Origin of the sequence: Sphingomonas taxi (genome assembly GCF_000764535.1) — a bacterium.
Taxonomy (GTDB): domain Bacteria; phylum Pseudomonadota; class Alphaproteobacteria; order Sphingomonadales; family Sphingomonadaceae; genus Sphingomonas; species Sphingomonas taxi.
In genome coordinates, this window is the sequence record NZ_CP009571.1 from 1,350,486 (window position 1) to 1,366,217 (window position 15,732).

Here is a 15,732-nt window from a genome sequence, read left to right on the forward strand (position 1 = left end):
ACCGAGTCTTGATACCGTGCGGGCGTCATGCCGACCTCGACTGCTAACGCGAAACGGAACGCCGCCCGCTATGCCGTTCGGCGATTATTGGTTGCAGATGCGAGCGGACACTTCTCGACGTGCAACAAAAACTTGCACCACTATGGTCATGTTCTGCGTTATATCGTATATGATAATGAAGGCGGTGCTGATCATCCGCCGCGGATCACGGATACGGTGCCCCTGATATGACCTCGCAGTCGCAGCCTCTCGAAACGTTGGAAGCCCTGTTGAGCCAGGCATGCCAGATCGCCGATGCGCTGGGTCTGGACCTTGCCGCCATTCGCATCGAAGAGGCGCTGATGGTCGCCCGCGACCCCTGCGGCAGCAATCCGCTGTGGCAGGATTCTTGGGGCACGATGAGCGTCCTCAACTAAGCGGCGCGCCTGCCACCGGCAGGCGGCGTTCAGGCCCTTGCGGGGTCTTTCGCGACGTCGGTGACACGCACCGTCTCGCCTGCCGACGCCGTATCGCCGGGCATCGTCCGCGCGATCGTCTCGAAAGCGCCGTTGCGGATGCGGATCTCGTTGAAGGCGGGCGGCGAATTGCGCACCCGCTTCGACAGCGTGCCCGCGCCGATCATCCGGATCGTTCGGCCGGAGCGCTCGACGGGTACGTCGAACGGATCGTGGACGTGGCCCGACATCACCGCATCCGCGCCGGCCTCGGCAAGCGCGGTCAATGCGCTGTCGCCATGCCGGGTGCTTGCCGTCCCCTTGGTGCCGCCCTCGATCAGTGGATGATGCGCGGCGACGAAGATCAGCCGATCCTTGGGTGCCGCGGCGATCATCGCCAGCGCCTTGCGCAGCGAGCCGGCGCTCACCCGCCCCTTCGACCAGTTCCAGCGCCATTGCGCCCGCGCCGTCGTCTTGAGCGGCACGATCGTCACCCCCGGCAAATCGAGCTCGCGCTCGATCATCTTCTCCACCGCGGCATAACGCTGATACGGGGCCAGCAGCCGGCGGAACGGATCCCAATAATAGGGTATGTCGTGGTTGCCTACCTCCAAGGTCACCGGAACGCCAAGGCTGCGCAGCCAGTCGCCGCCACGCTGGAATTCGCCGCGCGTCGCGCGCATCGTGAGATCGCCGGTCATGATCACCGCATCGGGCCGCTCGGCCGCGACGCGTTCGCCGAACCAAGCGATCGCGTCGGGATCTTCGGCACCGAAATGAACGTCGCTGACGTGGAATAATCTGATCATGGTGCCCGAACGCTGCTGTCGCCCGAAGGCTGCTAATCCCGATCGTCGTTCCGGCACAAGTTCGGCGCTCAGGCACTATCGTATTGATTTGTATCAACACACGTTAATTTGTAATGCGCCATGGGTCGGATCATGTCGGACTGACGAGTTACAACGGTGACAATGGCGATTCCTCTCGAGACCGACCCGACCCTGGACCTCACGGTCTGCGATCGCGAACCGATCCACATCCCCGGTGCTATCCAGCCCCATGGCCTGTTGCTCGTCGCCGCGGCAGGTGGCGAGCATCAGGTGCTCGCCGGCGCCGGCGCGATCGAGGCGCGGCTGGCCGCGGACTGGCAGGGACGCCGATTGTCCGACCTGCTCGGGCAGGACGTCGCGCCGCTGCTCGATCATCTGCCCGGCGGCCTCGACACGGTCGGCCAGCTCCCGGTCGAGGGGATCGGCGAGCGCTTTGTCGCCACGCTGCACCGCACCGGTACGCATCTGCTCGTCGAGCTCGAACCCGTCGCCGACGAGCCGACCTCGGTGGCGACGACGCTCGGCTGGCTCGACGCGGTCGCCGGGAGCTTCGAGCGCGCCGCCGATCTGCAGACGCTCTACGATCGCGCGGCCAGCGCCTTCCGCCGCCTGACCGGCTTCGACCGGGTCATGATCTACCGCTTTCTCGACGACGACGCGGGACAGGTCGTGGCGGAGGATCGCGACCCGGCGCTGGAGACCTTCCGCAACCATCGCTTCCCCGCGTCGGACATTCCCCGCCAGGCACGCGCGCTCTACGTCCGCAACCGGACGCGGGTGATCCCGACGATCGACTATGATCCGGCGCCGCTGCGCCCGGCCGGCTTCGCGCAGCTCGATCTCAGCGACATCGCGGTGCGCCACGTCTCGCCGGTCCATCTGCAATATCTACGCAATATGGGAGTCGAGGCGTCGGCGTCGATTTCGATCGTCAAGGACGGCCTGCTGTGGGGCCTCGTCGCCTGCCATCACAACGGCCCGCGCCGCTTGCCGCCCGATGTACGCAGCACCGGTGCGACGCTCGCCAGCGGCCTCGCCCGCCAGATCCGCGCCAAGGAAGAGGCTGCGGCCTATCGCGAGCGGCTTGCGCTGCGCGTCGCCGAGGATTCGGTCGTGCCGCGACTGAACAGCGAAGAGCCGCTGCGCGCCGCGATCGTCGCGGTGAAGGACGAATTGTGCGCGATGCTCCATGCCGACGGCTTCGCGATGATCGCCGGCGATCAGGTCGAACGATTCGGCCGCTGCCCCGACGATGACGTGCTGGTCGGTATCGCCCGCTGGGTGCGCGAACGCGGCGGCGAGCCGATCGCGACGCACGAGCTCGGCGCGCTGTTGCCGATCGCGCGCGGGCACGAGCAGACGGCGAGCGGCCTGCTCGCGGTACCGCTGCACGAGGAGGATGCGATCCTGCTCTGGCTGCGCGCCGAGACGATCGAGACGATCGAATGGGCGGGCAATCCGCACAAGTCGGTCGCGGTCGAGCCCGGCGCGATGCTGACCCCGCGTGCCTCCTTCGCCGTCTATACCGAGACGGTGAGCGGCCGCTCGCAGCGTTGGACGCTCGAACAGATCGAGGCGGGCCATCGCCTGCGCCGTCGCTTCCACGAAGCGCGCCAGCACCTTCAGGTCCGCATCCTCAACCGCGAATATCATCGCGCCTTGGCGGAGAAGGACGCGCTGCTCGCACAGAAGGACGTCCTGATGAAGGAGGTCAACCATCGCGTGCAGAACAGCCTGCAACTGGTCGCCTCCTTCCTCCGCCTGCAAGCCAAGACCGCCAACAGCACCGTCGTCGCCGATCATCTGGCGGAAGCGCAGGCGCGCCTCGCCGCGGTGGCGCTGGTCCATCGCCGGTTGTACCGCGACGATCAGGTCGAGAGCGTCGACCTGTCGCGCTACATCGAAGAGCTGATCGCCGACATGCGTGTCTCGCTGGGTGCGGAATGGGGCCGGCACATCAAGCTCGATCTCGCGCCGGTGCTGGTGCCCACCGATCGCGCGGTCAACATCGGGCTGATCCTCACCGAGCTGGTCATCAACGCCACCAAATATGCCTATGGCGGCGCCGCCGGCCCGGTGGTGATCGCGCTCGAACAGCATGGCGGCAAGCTGCGGCTGATCGTCGCCGACGACGGCCGCGGCAAGGGCGACGGCGAAGGGTTCGGCAGCCGGATGATGGATGCCATGGTCCAGCGCCTGTCCGGCATCATCGAATTCGGCGACAATGCGCCCGGTCTCCGCGCGATCATGACGGCACCCATCGCAGAAGTCTGACGATCACTGCGGGACGTTGCTATCGACGAGATGCCGAAATCTAAGGAAAACTTTACGGCCATTTGCTAGGACGGACGCGACATCGGCCATCGCGGAACGCCTGCAATGATTTTAACTTGGTATTACAAAGCGATGCGCCAAAGCCGTCGCCGCTGATGGCGATCGTGGCGGCACATGGTTCGCGATGGGCGCGGCTGACGGCATGGTGGGGCAACGGTCCCGCCGCCGCCACCGCCGCCGCGCCCGCCGCCCCGCCGGTGGCGGAACCGCTGGTGACCAGCGTCCGGCGCGCCGCGGCGCGCGAGACGTTCGCCCGCATCGGCGCCTTCCTCGACGCGCACGATTTCGCGCCGACGGTGGATCACTTCCACGTCGCCCGCTGCTACATCCTCGGGGAAGACATCGCGCTGACCCGCGCGGTCGACGATCATATCCGCGAACACGGCCGCCTCGACGCCGCCTTCCTCGCCCGGCCGGTGGTCCGCGAGCTGCTCGGCCCGCTGCATCCCGAGCGCATCGCCGAACTGGCCGACGCGCTCGCCGCGCGGCTGGCGGAATCGGAAACCGCCTTCCGCCAGGGGCAGGCGGCCGCCTCCGACTATGAAAGCGCCCTCATCGCCGAAGCCGCGGCGGTCGACGCCGATCGCGACGGCGACGCCGACGGCACGATCAAACGCCTGCTCGCGCTCACCAACGATTCTATCGCCCGCACCCGCCAGCTCGCCGACCAGCTGCGCGAAACGCATCGCGAAACCAACCGCCTCCGCCGCACCCTGCAGGAGGCGCGACGCGCGGCGGACGAGGATCATCTCACCGGCCTGCCCAATCGCCGCTGCTACGACCGCCGGCTCGTCGCGCTGGTCGCGTCGCGTCAGCCGGGGTCGGACCATTGCATCGCGCTCTGCGACGTCGACGACTTCAAGGCGATCAACGACCGCCACGGTCACGAGACCGGCGACCGCGTGCTCAAGCTCGTCGCGCGCAAGCTGACCGCCGGGCTCGGTGCCAAGGTGCTCGTCGCACGCCACGGCGGCGAGGAATTCGCCTGCCTGTTCGAGGATTGCCGCCCCGATCATGCCTTTGCGGCGCTCGACCGGGTGCGCGGCAAACTCGGCGCGCGCAGCCTGATCGACCAGAATTCGGGCGACGGCATCGGTCGCCTCACCTTTTCCGCCGGGATTGCGATGCTTGGTGACGACGTCGCCGCGACGATGCGCGCCGCCGACGCCGCGCTCTACAGCGCCAAGCGTGCCGGCAAGGACCGCATCGTCATCGCCTGAGTTCGTCTGCGCGCGCTTAACCACCCATCCGTGTCGTCTTTTGCGCAGGCCGTGCTAAGATAGCGTCATGCATCGCCCGATCTCCTGCCGTTCGTCCGGAGCGGGTCCGCATCGCGGTCGCGCGTCGCCGTCCCGGGATGATGCATTACCCAGTTTCGGCTTGCGTGGCGGGGCGTCCCGCCCCATGCGCCCCCCGCCCTCTACGAAAGGTTTCTTATGGTAGCCTGGTTCCAGGCGCTGATGCCGAAGCAAGGTCGGTTCTTCGATCAGTTCGAGGCGCATGCCGCCACGCTGGTCGCCGGCGCCGACGCCTTGCAGAAGCTGTTCAGCGGCGACGGTGCGATCGCGGTCCATATCGCCGAGATCGTCGACCGCGAGCATGAGGCGGATGATATCACCCGCGACGTGCTGCAGGATGTCCGTCGCGTCTTCGTCACCCCGTTCGACCGGTCGGCGATCACCGACCTGATCGGCGTCATGGACGATTCGATCGACCAGATGAACCAGACCGCGACCACCATCGCGCTCTACGAGGTGAAGACCTTCGCCGACGACATGCGCGCGATGGTCGACCTCATCGTCGAGGCGGCGCGCGTCACCGCCGAGGCGATTCCCCTGCTGCGCAAGCTCGACGCCAATGCCGGCCGTCTTCACGATCTCACCGCGCGGCTGGTGCAGCTCGAGGGGCAGGTCGACGATCATCATGCCAAGGGGCTGCACGCCTTGTTCAAATCCTGCGGCAACGATCAGCCGATGCGCTTCATCGTCGAGCGCGAGATCTACAGCCATCTGGAACGCATCGCCGACCGGTTCGAGGACATCGCCAACGAGATCCAGGGTCTCGTCATCGACCACGCCTAGGCCATGACGATCTCCTTCACGCTGCTCGTCGCGCTGATCGGCGTCGCCTTGCTGTTCGACTTCCTGAACGGCCTGCACGATGCCGCCAATTCGATCGCGACGGTAGTCTCGACGCGCGTGCTCAAGCCGCATCATGCGGTGATCTGGGCCGCCTTCTTCAACTTCATCGCCTTCGCGGTCTTCGACCACAATGTCGCGCAGACGGTCGGCAAGGGGATCGTCAGCGCCACGGTGATCGATCCGCAGGTGATCTTCGGCGCGCTGATGGGTGCGATCGTCTGGAACGTCATCACCTGGCGCTACGGCATCCCGTCAAGCTCCAGCCATGCGCTGATTGGCGGCCTGCTCGGCGCCGGGATCAGCAAGGCCGGCTTCGACGGCGTCGTCTGGGCGGGCGTCGGCAAGACCGTCGGCGCAATCTTCCTGTCGCCGACGGTCGGCATGATCCTCGCTTTGTTGCTGGTGCTCGTCGTCGCCTGGAGTTCGCTGCGGCTGACGCCGATGGGCGTCGACAAACGCTATCGCAAGCTCCAGTTGGTCTCCGCCGCGCTCTACAGCCTCGGCCACGGCGCCAACGACGCGCAGAAGACGATGGGGATCATCACCGTCCTGCTCTATTCGCAGGGGCTGCTCCAGGGCGGCTTCCACGTCCCCTTCTGGGTCGTGCTCTCCTGTCAGGCGGCGATGGCGCTGGGCACGATGTCGGGCGGCTGGAAGATCGTCCACACGATGGGATCGAAGATCACCCGCCTCACCCCCGCGCAGGGCTTCTGCGCCGAGACCGGCGGCGCGATCACACTGTTCATGGCGACCGTCGGCGGCATCCCGGTCTCCTCGACGCACACCATCACCGGCGCGATCGTCGGCGTCGGCTCGGCACGGCGGCTGTCCGCGGTGCGCTGGAACATCGCGAGCCGCATCGTCGTCGCCTGGGTCGTCACCCTCCCCGCCGCCGGCCTGATCGGCGCCACCTTCTACGAGATCGCCGCGCTGCTGTCGCGCTGACGGGCGTGACGGGGGGATGCAGCCATCCTCCCGTCACCCGCGGACCTTCCACCCCGCTCCACCGTTATCGTCCCACACCATAGCGGAGCCGCCCCATGCCGACCGAACTCACCATCCTCGGCGTGTCCGTCATCCTGCTCGTCGTCCACATCATGCTGCAGGGGCAGACGGCGACCCGCGACCGCGGTCTCGCCTGGAACGCCGGCCCGCGCGACGGCGCCGACGAAAAGCCGCTCGGCCCCCTCGCCGGCCGCGCCGCACGTGCGCTGTCGAATTATCAGGAAACCTATTCCGCTTTCGTCGCGCTGGCGCTCGGCCTCGCGATCACCGGGCAGACCGGCGGGCTCGGTGCGGCCGGTGCGATCCTCTGGCTGATCGCCCGCATCGTCTACATCCCGCTCTACCTGCTCGGCATTCCCTATGTCCGCAGCCTCGCCTGGGTCGCCGCCATGCTCGGCCTGCTGCTGATGCTCATCCGCTTCTTTTAAACGCCCGCGAGCCCAAGATAAATTTACGTCAGTAACGGACCATTAAGCCCGCGGCCGTATTGCGGGACATGGCTGATCTTCCTGCCGCGTTCGTCCCCGCGCTCACCGTCATCCTGCCGCTTGCCGCGGTGCTCATCGCCTCCGCCTGTGCGGTCGATCTCGGCGAGCGATGAGTCGGGAACCGGGGCTCGCCACGCGAGCCCCGGTCCTCGTCACGCGATATGCACCGCTTTGGTGATCAGATGCGCCGCGATCCCCTCGGGACCGTCCTCCGATCCGAAGCCGCTGTCCTTGACCCCGCCGAACGGCGCATCGCCCCAGCTCAGCCGCACGGTGTTGATCGCGACCATCCCCGCCTCGATCTCGTCGCCGAGCCGGTTCTGCAAGCGGCCATTCTCGGTGAAGCAATAGGCGCCGAGACCGTAAGGCAGGCGGTTCGCCTCGGCGATCGCATCGTCGGCGCTGGCGAACGATCCGATCAGCGCGATCGGCCCGAACGGCTCCTCGTTCATCGCACTGGCGGCGAGCGGCACGTCGGCGAGCACGGTCGGCGCGAAGAAGAAGCCGTCGCCCTCGCCCGGCACGCCGCCGGTCAGCAGCCGCGCCCCCGCGCCGACCGCATTCTCGATGATCCCCGCGATCGCCTCCGGCCGGCGCGGATTGGCCATCGGCCCCATCTGCGTGCCTTTCTCCAGCCCGTTGCCGACCTTGATCGCCGCGGTGCGCTCGGCGAAGCCCTTGGCGAACCGCTCGTAGATGCCCTGCTGGACGTGGAAGCGGGTCGGCGCGACGCAGACCTGGCCGGCGTTGCGGAATTTGTGCGCCACCAACGTGTCGAGGGTGCGCTCCAGATCGCAATCGTCGAACACCAGCACCGGGCCGTGGCCGCCCAGCTCCATCGTCGACTTCATCACCGTCTCCGCCGCCAGCTTGAGCAGATGCTTGCCGACCGGCACCGAGCCGGTGAAGCTGAGCTTGCGCGTCACCGGCGAGGCGAGCAGCTGCCGCGATACCGCGTCGGGCACGCCGAACACCAGTTGCGCGACGCCGTCGGGCAGCCCCGCATCCTGGAAGCAGCGCAGGATCTCGACCGCGGCGCCCGGCGTCTCCTCGCTCGGCTTGAGGATCACCGAACAGCCCGCGGCGATCGCCGGCGACAGCTTGCGCACCGGGTTCATCACCGGGAAATTCCACGCGCAGAATGCCGCCACCGGTCCGACCGGCTGATGCAGCACCAGCGAGCGCGTACCCGTCGGCCGCGGCAGCACGCGGCCATAGATGCGCACCGCCTCGCCGGCGTGGAAGTCGAGCAGCGCCGCGGTCGCCATCACCTCGCCCTTGGCCTCGGTATAGGGCTTGCCCTCCTCCAGCGTCGCCAGCCGCGCGAGCAGGTCGGCGCGCTCGCGCACCAGCGCCGCGGTCCGCGACAACACCGCCGCGCGCTCCTGCGGCGCGGTCGCCCGCCACGTCTTGAAGCCGCGATCCGCCGCCGCCAGCGCCCGGTCGAGATCGGCCGGCGTCGCCAGCGGCACCTCGCCCAGCGTCCGGCCGTTCGCCGGATCGAGCACCGCCTGCGTCTCGCGACCGGCGGTGATCCATTCGCCGTCGATGAAGAGGCCGAGGCGCGTATCGTAGGTATCGGTCATAACGTTCCGCTTTCGTCAGGCGTGATGCCCCGCCGCGCGGCAGGACGAACGGTCGCGAAGACGCCGGTGCCACCGACGCCGCCACGGACCACGGCGACTATGTAGGCACGCGCGGCGCGGGGTGGAAGGCGGTAGGATCGGCAGCTGGCGACACTGGCCATAGCCGCCGCGGAAGCTGCACCGTCTAGTGACGTGCATCCGATGCAGAATGCCCACCAAGACGCCGCCATGCCAATTGGATCAGCAATACCATGACGAGGTCCTGAAAGAAGAACTGGCTGACGCTGAGCATGCCGATGATCGGCCCCCAGACGAACATCATCACCCAGACACCTCGTACCAGCAGCACCAATCCGACGTAGCGGAAAAGCCCGTGAGGATCCCAGGCGGCAGGCCGCAACGTTATGACGTAACGTGCAAGGACACACGCGATGACCGTCTCGGCAAACAACAGATAGCTTGGCACCAGAATATTGGGACCGTACGGGACGACGTAGACGTCGGGACGAACGTGCCTCGCCGACCAAGCCAACAATGGTCCTAGAAGCGATGCCAGCGCGGGGTTGAGCCAGAACGTCCCCACGCCTGCCAGTATCACCGCGGCGGCCAGCCGAACCGCCGTGCTGCGTACCAGCAGGACAACAGCGAAGGCGAGCGTCCCAAGCAGCAGGTCGAACAGCCCTTGCTGTACGAACCCGCCCACGGATCCGCGGAAGTCTGTCGTTGCAAAGCCTGCCATCAGTGCGTTCCGGAGGACGCCGTTCATGGTCGCGAACAGCAAACCGACGATCGGGCCGCGTGCGGCGGGATGAAAGCGACGAAGCCACGGTAGAAGAGCCGCCGCCAGCGCGACGAGGCCGAGCGATTGCGCCAGGGGGTAGAACAGGCCGAGCCGGCCTATGCGAGAGGTATCGGGATATGGCACCCAGAGAACCTGAAGCATCACCACGTGGATGCTGAGGGAGATGCCGACGATCGCCGCAACCACGGCCACGAGGGTAAGTGGAGACGGTGCAACGAACCTCGAAGAAGCAACCATATGCTTGTCGATACAGGCTTCGCCTTCGCCGATCCAGCAAATCGGGTAAAGGCACGGCCCCATCCGCTGTCAGGAATGGGCCGGATGAAAGGGACAGGCCATAATGCACCGTCCCGAAGGCGCGCTGGGCAGCAGCGCACCCGCGACTGCCAATTTGTGGTCGTAGCAGGGCCAGCGTCGCTTGCCCCAAAGCGGCGGGTCGTTCAGCTTGCCGGTAATTCGGCCGGAGCTTGCACGTACGTTCGTTGATAATCATGGCGATCGTCGGACTGATCGCCGTGGGCTGGTCTTTCGTAAACCATCGCCGACCTCCGTACCGCGTGTCGGGATACAGCGGCACCATCTCTCCCGGTAATGCCAGTGCGCTGATCGTGACCATGATTGGCATCGCATTGCTCGGACTTGGCGTCGGGAAGGCCTGTTCCGGCGACCCAGCCATAGGCGCAACGTGCGCCATCGTCGGGTTTATGCTGGCCTTTTTCATGATGCTGTCGCTGACACACCGGCATGATCTGAGTTGGGACGATGCTGGAGTACACGGTCCGTCTCGACTCTTTGGTCCTGCTCTCGGCCTCAGTAGGGCTTCGATCCGCTGGGAAGAGATCGGCACGGTCGGCGCAACAATCACGAGCTTCTGGTTTGTTCAAGCCGGTGACGGGCGCAGAGTGTATTGGAGCTATCTCTATCCCGGATATGGCTCCTTCACCAAGCGCCTGCGGACGAAACGCCCCGATCTGACGCTCCCTAGCGAGCTGAGATGATCGAGGAACATCGTAGGCTTACGCGCTCTTACGCCCCCTTTTCCAACCATGGCTTATTGAGCAGCATCACGGATGAGGAATGACCCTTCGGTATGAAGGGCCGGGCCGCGTCAAGGAGGGGCCGTGGAGCGGGTGAAGGGAATCGAACCCTCGTCGTAAGCTTGGGAAGCTTCTGCTCTACCATTGAGCTACACCCGCACAGGCCGCGGCGATGCGCGGCTTGGCCGAGCGCAGCCTGTAATCCGCCGGCCGGGGCAATGCAACGGCGATCATCGACACGCGCGCGTCCAGGCGATACCGCGCGGCCATGACCCTCGTGCTGTTCAACAAGCCGTTCGGCGTGCTCAGCCAGTTCACCGATCGCGGGTCGCCGACCACGCGGGCGACGCTCTCCGATCATATCGATCTGCCCGGCGTCTATCCCGCCGGGCGTCTCGATCGCGACAGCGAGGGGCTGCTGCTGCTCACCGACGACGGGCGGCTGCAGGCGCAGATCGCGGATCCGCGGTTCAAGCTCGCCAAAACCTATCTGGTGCAGGTCGAGGGCGTCCCCGACGATGCCGCGCTGGCGCGGCTGCGCGCAGGCGTCACGCTCAACGACGGACCGACCCGCCCGGCCGAGGTCGAGCGGATCGCCGATCCGGCGCTGTGGCCGCGCGATCCGCCGATCCGCGTCCGCGCCCACATCCCCGATTGCTGGCTGTCGCTGACCATCCGCGAAGGCCGCAACCGCCAGGTGCGGCGGATGACCGCGGCGGTCGGGCATCCGACGCTGCGGCTGGTGCGCTGGCGGATCGGCGACTGGACGCTCGCCGACCTGCCGCCGGGGCAGCATCGCATCATCGGCTGAGCCGCGCCCGGCTCAGGCCGGCATCAGCAGATGCAACACGTCCGGCCTGGCCCAGACGAGGGCGCGCACGTCGCCGCCGAGCGCCGCCTCGTCCACCTGCGCGCGGTCGCCGACGACGACGCGCAGCCGGCTGCCGTGGCGGCTCACCGCACCGACATTGCCCCGGCCGCCGAGCGCGGCGAGCAGCGCATCGGACAATGCGACCGGCGCAGCCGCGACGGGCGGCGGCGCATCCACCGCCGCCGCGGCGGACGGCGCGGCGTCGAGCGCCGCGCGCATCTCCATCGCGAGCCCGTCGGCGATGCCGCCGACGATCACCTGCACCGCGGTCGGCGACGGACGCAGCACGCCGCGCGCGCCGAGCTGGCGCAGCCGCGGCTCGTCGATTGCCTGCGCGTCCGCCACCGCCAGCCGCAGCCGGGTGGCGCAGGCATCGATGCCGCGCAGATTGGCCGCGCCGCCCAATGCCGCGACGAACGCCGCCGCCTTGGCATCCGCCGCCACCGCCGGACCGGCGGGCGTCGCCTCGGGCGCCTCGCGACCTGGCGTCGGCAGGTTGAAGCGCACGATCGCCCAGCGGAACAACGTATAATAGATCACCGCATAAGCGGCGCCGACCGGCAGCAGCATCAGCGGCCGCGTCGCCTTGCCGTAATTGAGCACGTAATCGAACAGGCCGGCGGAGAACCCATAGCCGAGCTTGACGCCCAGCGCGTTCATGATCGCCTCGGCCAGTCCACTGAGCAGCGCGTGGATCGCGTAGAGCACCGGCGCGAGGAACATGAAGCTGAATTCGATCGGCTCGGTGACGCCGGTGAGGAACGAGGTCAGCGCGAGGCTGAACAGCATGCCGCCGACTTCCTTGCGCCGATCGGGCGCGGTGGCGTGGTACATGGCGAGACAGGCGGCGGGCAGACCGAACATCATGACCGGGAAGAAGCCGCTCATGAAGCCGCCCGCGGTCGGATCGCCGGCGAAGAAGCGGGTCAGGTCGCCGGTCTTGCCCTGATAGTCGCCGACGACGAAATAGGCGACGTTGTTGAGGATATGGTGCAGCCCGGTGACGAGCAGCAGCCGGTTGAGCAGGCCGAAGGCGAACAGGCCGAACCCGCCGGCGGCGACGACGCCGTTGCTCAGCGCGTCCATCCCGGCGTTGATCGTGCCGTAGCTCAGCCCCACCGCCAGCGCGATGACCAGCCCGGCGATGCCGGCGATGATCGGCACGAACCGCCGCCCGCCGAAGAAGGCGAGGTAATCGGGCAGCTTGAAGGTCGCGAAGCGATTGTAGAAGCCGCCGCCGACGAGGCCGGAGACGATGCCGATCGGCACTTCCAGCCGGTCGATCGCCGCCGTCTTCCACGCCGCGGACACGCCCGCCGCCAGCGCCGCCGGCACGTTGGCGAGCGTCGCGGCGGGAACGGTCAGGAAGGTCTGCGCGGCGTTGACCGAGACGAGATAGCAGACGACCCCCGCCATCGCGGCGGCGCCGTTGCCGTCGCGCGCGAAGCCGGTGGCGACGCCGACCGCGAACAGCAGGCCGAGGTTGGAGAACATCGCGTCGCCCGCCGCGCTGAGGAAGGCGATATCGAGCAGGTCGGGCTGGCCGAGGCGCAGCATCAGCCCGGCGATCGGCATCACCGCGATCGGCAGCATCAACGCGCGGCCGAGCGGCTGGAGGAAGCTCATCACCGAGAAACGGGAGGCGGGGCGGGTCATCGGCTGATCTCCTCGGCGAAGCGGCGGGCAAGCGCGCGCACCCCGGCGGCATTGGCCGCGGCGAGCGCGGCAGCGGCATGGTCGCGCACCGCCGCCATCGTCAGGCGGGCGACGAGCGCCTTGGTGGCGGGCACGCGCGCCGGCGGCACCGACAGCGTGCGCACGCCGAGCCCGACCAGGATCGGCGCGGCGAGCGGATCGGCGGCGAGCCCGCCGCAGACGCTGACCGGTACGCCGCGCGTCGCGGCGCCTTCGCAGGTCATGCGGATCAGCCGCAGCACCGCCGGATGCAGCCCGTCGATGCCGGCGGCGACCGCCGGATTGCCGCGATCCATCGCCAGCACATATTGGGTGAGGTCGTTGCTGCCGATCGACAGGAAATCGGCATGCGCCGCGATCAGGTCGGCGGTCGCCGCCGCCGCGGGCGTCTCGATCATCGCGCCGAGCTGCACCGGGCCGACGCCCAGTTCGGCACGCAGCCGGTCGAGCGCCTCGCGCACCGCGATCAGCTCGTCGATGCTGGCGACCATCGGCACCATGATGCGGCAGCGCTCGACCTCGGGCACCGCGAGGATCGCGCGCAGCTGCGTATCGAGCACCTCGGGCCGCGCCAGCGAGACGCGGATGCCGCGCAGGCCGAGCGCCGGATTCTCCTCGGGCGGGATCGCCAGATAGGGCGCGGGCTTGTCGCCGCCGACGTCGAGCAGCCGGATCACCACCGGCCGGCCCGGCAAGGCCGCGACGACGCCGCGATAGTCCGCCGCCTGTTCGGCGACGTCGGGCGCGACCGACCGGTCGAGGAACAGGATTTCGGTGCGCAGCAGGCCGCAGCCTTCCGCGCCCGCCGCCGCCGCCGCCTCGGCATCGGCGACCGAGCCGAGATTGGCATAGACGTGGATCGCCTGCCCGTCGGCGGTCGCCGCCGGCCGGTCGCCCGCCGCCAGCGCCGCCGCCTCGGCCTCCGCACGCAGCGCGATCGCCGCGCGCGCCTGCGCCTGACGGTCGGAATGCGGACCGACGATCACAGCGCCGGCATCGGCGTCGAGAATGACCTGCATCCCGTCGGTGACGACCCGCACCGCCGCGCCGAGCGCCACGACCATCGGCACGCCCATCCCCGCCGCGAGCATCGCGACGTGCGAGGTCGGCCCGCCGCCGACCACGGCGAAACCGGCGACCTTGGCCGCGGTCAGGGCGGACAATTGCGACGGCAACAGATCGTCGGCGAAGACGATCGCGCCCGCCGGCACGGTCAGCGCCGCCGCGCTGGTGCCGAGGATCGCATGGACGACGCGCAGCGCGACGTCGCGGATATCGTCGGCGCGCTCGGCGATGCGCGCGTTGCCGGTCGCGCGGAGCTGCGCTCCCTGCCCTTCGGCCGCGGTCATCATCGCTGCCGCCGCCGCCATGCCGTTGGCGATCCCCGCCTCGGCGCGATCGCGCAGGTCGGGATCGTCGAGGATCGCGCGATGCGCGGCGAGCACGCCACCCATCTGCCCCGCCCCGCCCGCCGCCGCATCGAGCGTCGCCGCCACCGCGGCGATACCGTCCGCCAGCCGCGCCTGTTCGACCGCGACGCCCTCGCCCATCGTCGGCAGTTCGGGCATCTCGAGCCGCAGCCAGAAGGCCGGCCCGATCGCCAGCCCCGGCGCCGCCGGCACGCCGGACAGCGCGCCCGCCTCGACATCCCGCGCGACCGGCGGCCGCGGAGCGGACGCAGTCATCGGCGCGGCATCGACCTCGGCGGTGAGCAAGGCGACCACCGCATCGATCGCCGCCGCCGCCTGCCCGCCGCGCGCCGCGATCGTCACGTGGCGTCCCTGCGCCAACCCCAGCGACAACAGCCCGATCGGGCTGCTCGCCGAGGCGGTCTCACCGTTGCTGGTCAGCGTCACCTCGGCGCCGCTGTCGCGCACCGCCGCGACGATCCGCGCCGCCGGCCGCGCGTGCAGTCCGTGCGGCAGCAGCACCACCGCGTCGCGCCGCAGCGTCTCGCCAGCGACCGCGCCGGCATCCGCCGCCACCGGCGCGCCCACGACGATCCGCGCCAGCGGCGCGCCGACCGCAACCAGCCCCTCGGCGGCGATCGTCTCGACGGACCCCTCGCCCTCGACGAGGATCACCGGCGTCACCGCCGCCGCAGCGCCCTGCACCACCGCGTCGAGATCGAAGCGGATCAGCGGATCGCCCGCGCGCACCCGGTCGCCCGCCGCGACCAGCGGCGTGAACCCCTGCCCGCCCAGCTTCACCGTATCGATGCCGATATGGATCAGCAGCGAGACGCCGCCGCCGACATCCAGCGTCACCGCATGGCCGGCAGCATGGACGGTGAGCACCTGCGCGTCGCACGGCGCGTGCAGCGTATCGCCGGTCGGATCGATCGCCAGACCCGGTCCCATCATCCCCTCGGCGAAGACCGGATCGGGAACGGCAGTCAGCGGCAGGACCCATCCCGCGAGCGGCGCCACCAACTGCACATCCGTCATTCGTCATTCACCTCTGGCCGGTCTCCCGCGCAGTGTATCGCACGCTAACCTGCTGACAATAC

At 68.6% G+C, this 15,732-nt stretch carries 12 protein-coding genes, 1 tRNA gene and 1 pseudogene; 8 read left to right on the forward strand and 6 right to left on the reverse strand.

Annotated elements, in window-relative coordinates; genetic code table 11:
- Positions 1 to 227: 227 nt before the first annotated feature.
- A complete protein-coding gene (locus MC45_RS06025) occupies positions 228 to 416 on the forward strand; it encodes a hypothetical protein (protein ID WP_038660778.1) in 189 nt (62 codons plus the stop codon).
- 29 nt (positions 417 to 445) lie between these two features.
- Here the strand turns inward: MC45_RS06025 and MC45_RS06030 are convergent, their stop codons facing one another.
- A complete protein-coding gene (locus tag MC45_RS06030) occupies positions 446 to 1,243 on the reverse strand; it encodes a metallophosphoesterase family protein (protein ID WP_052075534.1) in 798 nt (265 codons plus the stop codon).
- 162 nt (positions 1,244 to 1,405) lie between these two features.
- Here MC45_RS06030 and MC45_RS06035 point away from each other — a divergent pair, with 162 nt between their 5' ends.
- The 5 genes and pseudogenes from MC45_RS06035 to MC45_RS06055 all read left to right on the forward strand — a co-directional run bounded on the left by MC45_RS06035 (position 1,406) and on the right by MC45_RS06055 (position 7,172).
- Positions 1,406 to 3,538 (forward strand): histidine kinase dimerization/phosphoacceptor domain -containing protein, encoded by a 2,133-nt coding sequence (locus MC45_RS06035; RefSeq protein WP_038660780.1) that lies wholly within the window; start codon positions 1,406 to 1,408, stop codon positions 3,536 to 3,538.
- Between the two features lie 116 nt (positions 3,539 to 3,654).
- The gene (locus MC45_RS06040; protein WP_156143782.1) at positions 3,655 to 4,818 is read left to right on the forward strand and encodes a GGDEF domain-containing protein; all 1,164 of its coding nucleotides are present in this window, start codon (positions 3,655 to 3,657) and stop codon (positions 4,816 to 4,818) included.
- A gap of 204 nt (positions 4,819 to 5,022) precedes the next feature.
- A pseudogene (locus MC45_RS06045) lies at positions 5,023 to 5,679 on the forward strand (DUF47 domain-containing protein); the annotation flags it as partial.
- 3 nt (positions 5,680 to 5,682) lie between these two features.
- On the forward strand, positions 5,683 to 6,684 hold the full coding sequence (locus MC45_RS06050; RefSeq protein WP_038660785.1) for an inorganic phosphate transporter: 1,002 nt from the start codon (positions 5,683 to 5,685) through the stop codon (positions 6,682 to 6,684).
- Between the two features lie 95 nt (positions 6,685 to 6,779).
- Entirely contained in the window at positions 6,780 to 7,172 is a 393-nt protein-coding gene (locus MC45_RS06055) for an MAPEG family protein (RefSeq protein ID WP_038660787.1), read from the forward strand.
- A gap of 212 nt (positions 7,173 to 7,384) precedes the next feature.
- On the opposite strand, the gene MC45_RS06060 is transcribed toward MC45_RS06055, so the two are convergent.
- Complete coding sequence (locus MC45_RS06060; protein ID WP_038660790.1) at positions 7,385 to 8,818, reverse strand: NAD-dependent succinate-semialdehyde dehydrogenase; 1,434 nt, start codon at positions 8,816 to 8,818, stop codon at positions 7,385 to 7,387.
- 184 nt (positions 8,819 to 9,002) lie between these two features.
- Positions 9,003 to 9,806 (reverse strand): hypothetical protein, encoded by an 804-nt coding sequence (locus MC45_RS06065; RefSeq protein WP_156143783.1) that lies wholly within the window; start codon positions 9,804 to 9,806, stop codon positions 9,003 to 9,005.
- A gap of 305 nt (positions 9,807 to 10,111) precedes the next feature.
- Between MC45_RS06065 and MC45_RS19235 the strand changes: the two genes are divergently transcribed.
- Positions 10,112 to 10,618 (forward strand): hypothetical protein, encoded by a 507-nt coding sequence (locus tag MC45_RS19235; RefSeq protein ID WP_156143784.1) that lies wholly within the window; start codon positions 10,112 to 10,114, stop codon positions 10,616 to 10,618.
- A 124-nt stretch (positions 10,619 to 10,742) separates the two neighbouring features.
- On the opposite strand, the gene MC45_RS06070 is transcribed toward MC45_RS19235, so the two are convergent.
- A tRNA-Gly gene (locus MC45_RS06070) sits at positions 10,743 to 10,816 on the reverse strand.
- Positions 10,817 to 10,925: 109 nt separating this feature from the next.
- Here MC45_RS06070 and MC45_RS06075 point away from each other — a divergent pair.
- A complete protein-coding gene (locus tag MC45_RS06075) occupies positions 10,926 to 11,468 on the forward strand; it encodes a pseudouridine synthase (RefSeq protein WP_038660795.1) in 543 nt (180 codons plus the stop codon).
- 12 nt (positions 11,469 to 11,480) lie between these two features.
- Here the strand turns inward: MC45_RS06075 and nagE are convergent, their stop codons facing one another.
- Positions 11,481 to 13,184, reverse strand: a complete 1,704-nt coding sequence (nagE, locus tag MC45_RS06080; RefSeq protein WP_245640856.1) for an N-acetylglucosamine-specific PTS transporter subunit IIBC — start codon at positions 13,182 to 13,184, stop codon at positions 11,481 to 11,483.
- Positions 13,181 to 15,670 (reverse strand): phosphoenolpyruvate--protein phosphotransferase, encoded by a 2,490-nt coding sequence (gene ptsP / locus MC45_RS06085; RefSeq protein ID WP_038660801.1) that lies wholly within the window; start codon positions 15,668 to 15,670, stop codon positions 13,181 to 13,183. The genes nagE and ptsP overlap by 4 nt, the downstream gene beginning before the upstream one ends.
- Between the last annotated feature and the right edge of the window lie 62 nt (positions 15,671 to 15,732).

Coding starts and splice junctions, on each gene's coding strand:
- MC45_RS06025 (WP_038660778.1), top strand. CDS start 228: ATGACCTCGCAGTCGCAGCCTCTCGAAACGTTGGAAGCCCTGTTGAGC.
- MC45_RS06030 (WP_052075534.1), bottom strand. CDS start 1,243: ATGATCAGATTATTCCACGTCAGCGACGTTCATTTCGGTGCCGAAGAT.
- MC45_RS06035 (WP_038660780.1), top strand. CDS start 1,406: ATGGCGATTCCTCTCGAGACCGACCCGACCCTGGACCTCACGGTCTGC.
- MC45_RS06050 (WP_038660785.1), top strand. CDS start 5,683: ATGACGATCTCCTTCACGCTGCTCGTCGCGCTGATCGGCGTCGCCTTG.
- MC45_RS06055 (WP_038660787.1), top strand. CDS start 6,780: ATGCCGACCGAACTCACCATCCTCGGCGTGTCCGTCATCCTGCTCGTC.
- MC45_RS06060 (WP_038660790.1), bottom strand. CDS start 8,818: ATGACCGATACCTACGATACGCGCCTCGGCCTCTTCATCGACGGCGAA.
- MC45_RS19235 (WP_156143784.1), top strand. CDS start 10,112: ATGGCGATCGTCGGACTGATCGCCGTGGGCTGGTCTTTCGTAAACCAT.
- MC45_RS06075 (WP_038660795.1), top strand. CDS start 10,926: ATGACCCTCGTGCTGTTCAACAAGCCGTTCGGCGTGCTCAGCCAGTTC.
- nagE (WP_245640856.1), bottom strand. CDS start 13,184: ATGACCCGCCCCGCCTCCCGTTTCTCGGTGATGAGCTTCCTCCAGCCG.
- ptsP (WP_038660801.1), bottom strand. CDS start 15,670: ATGACGGATGTGCAGTTGGTGGCGCCGCTCGCGGGATGGGTCCTGCCG.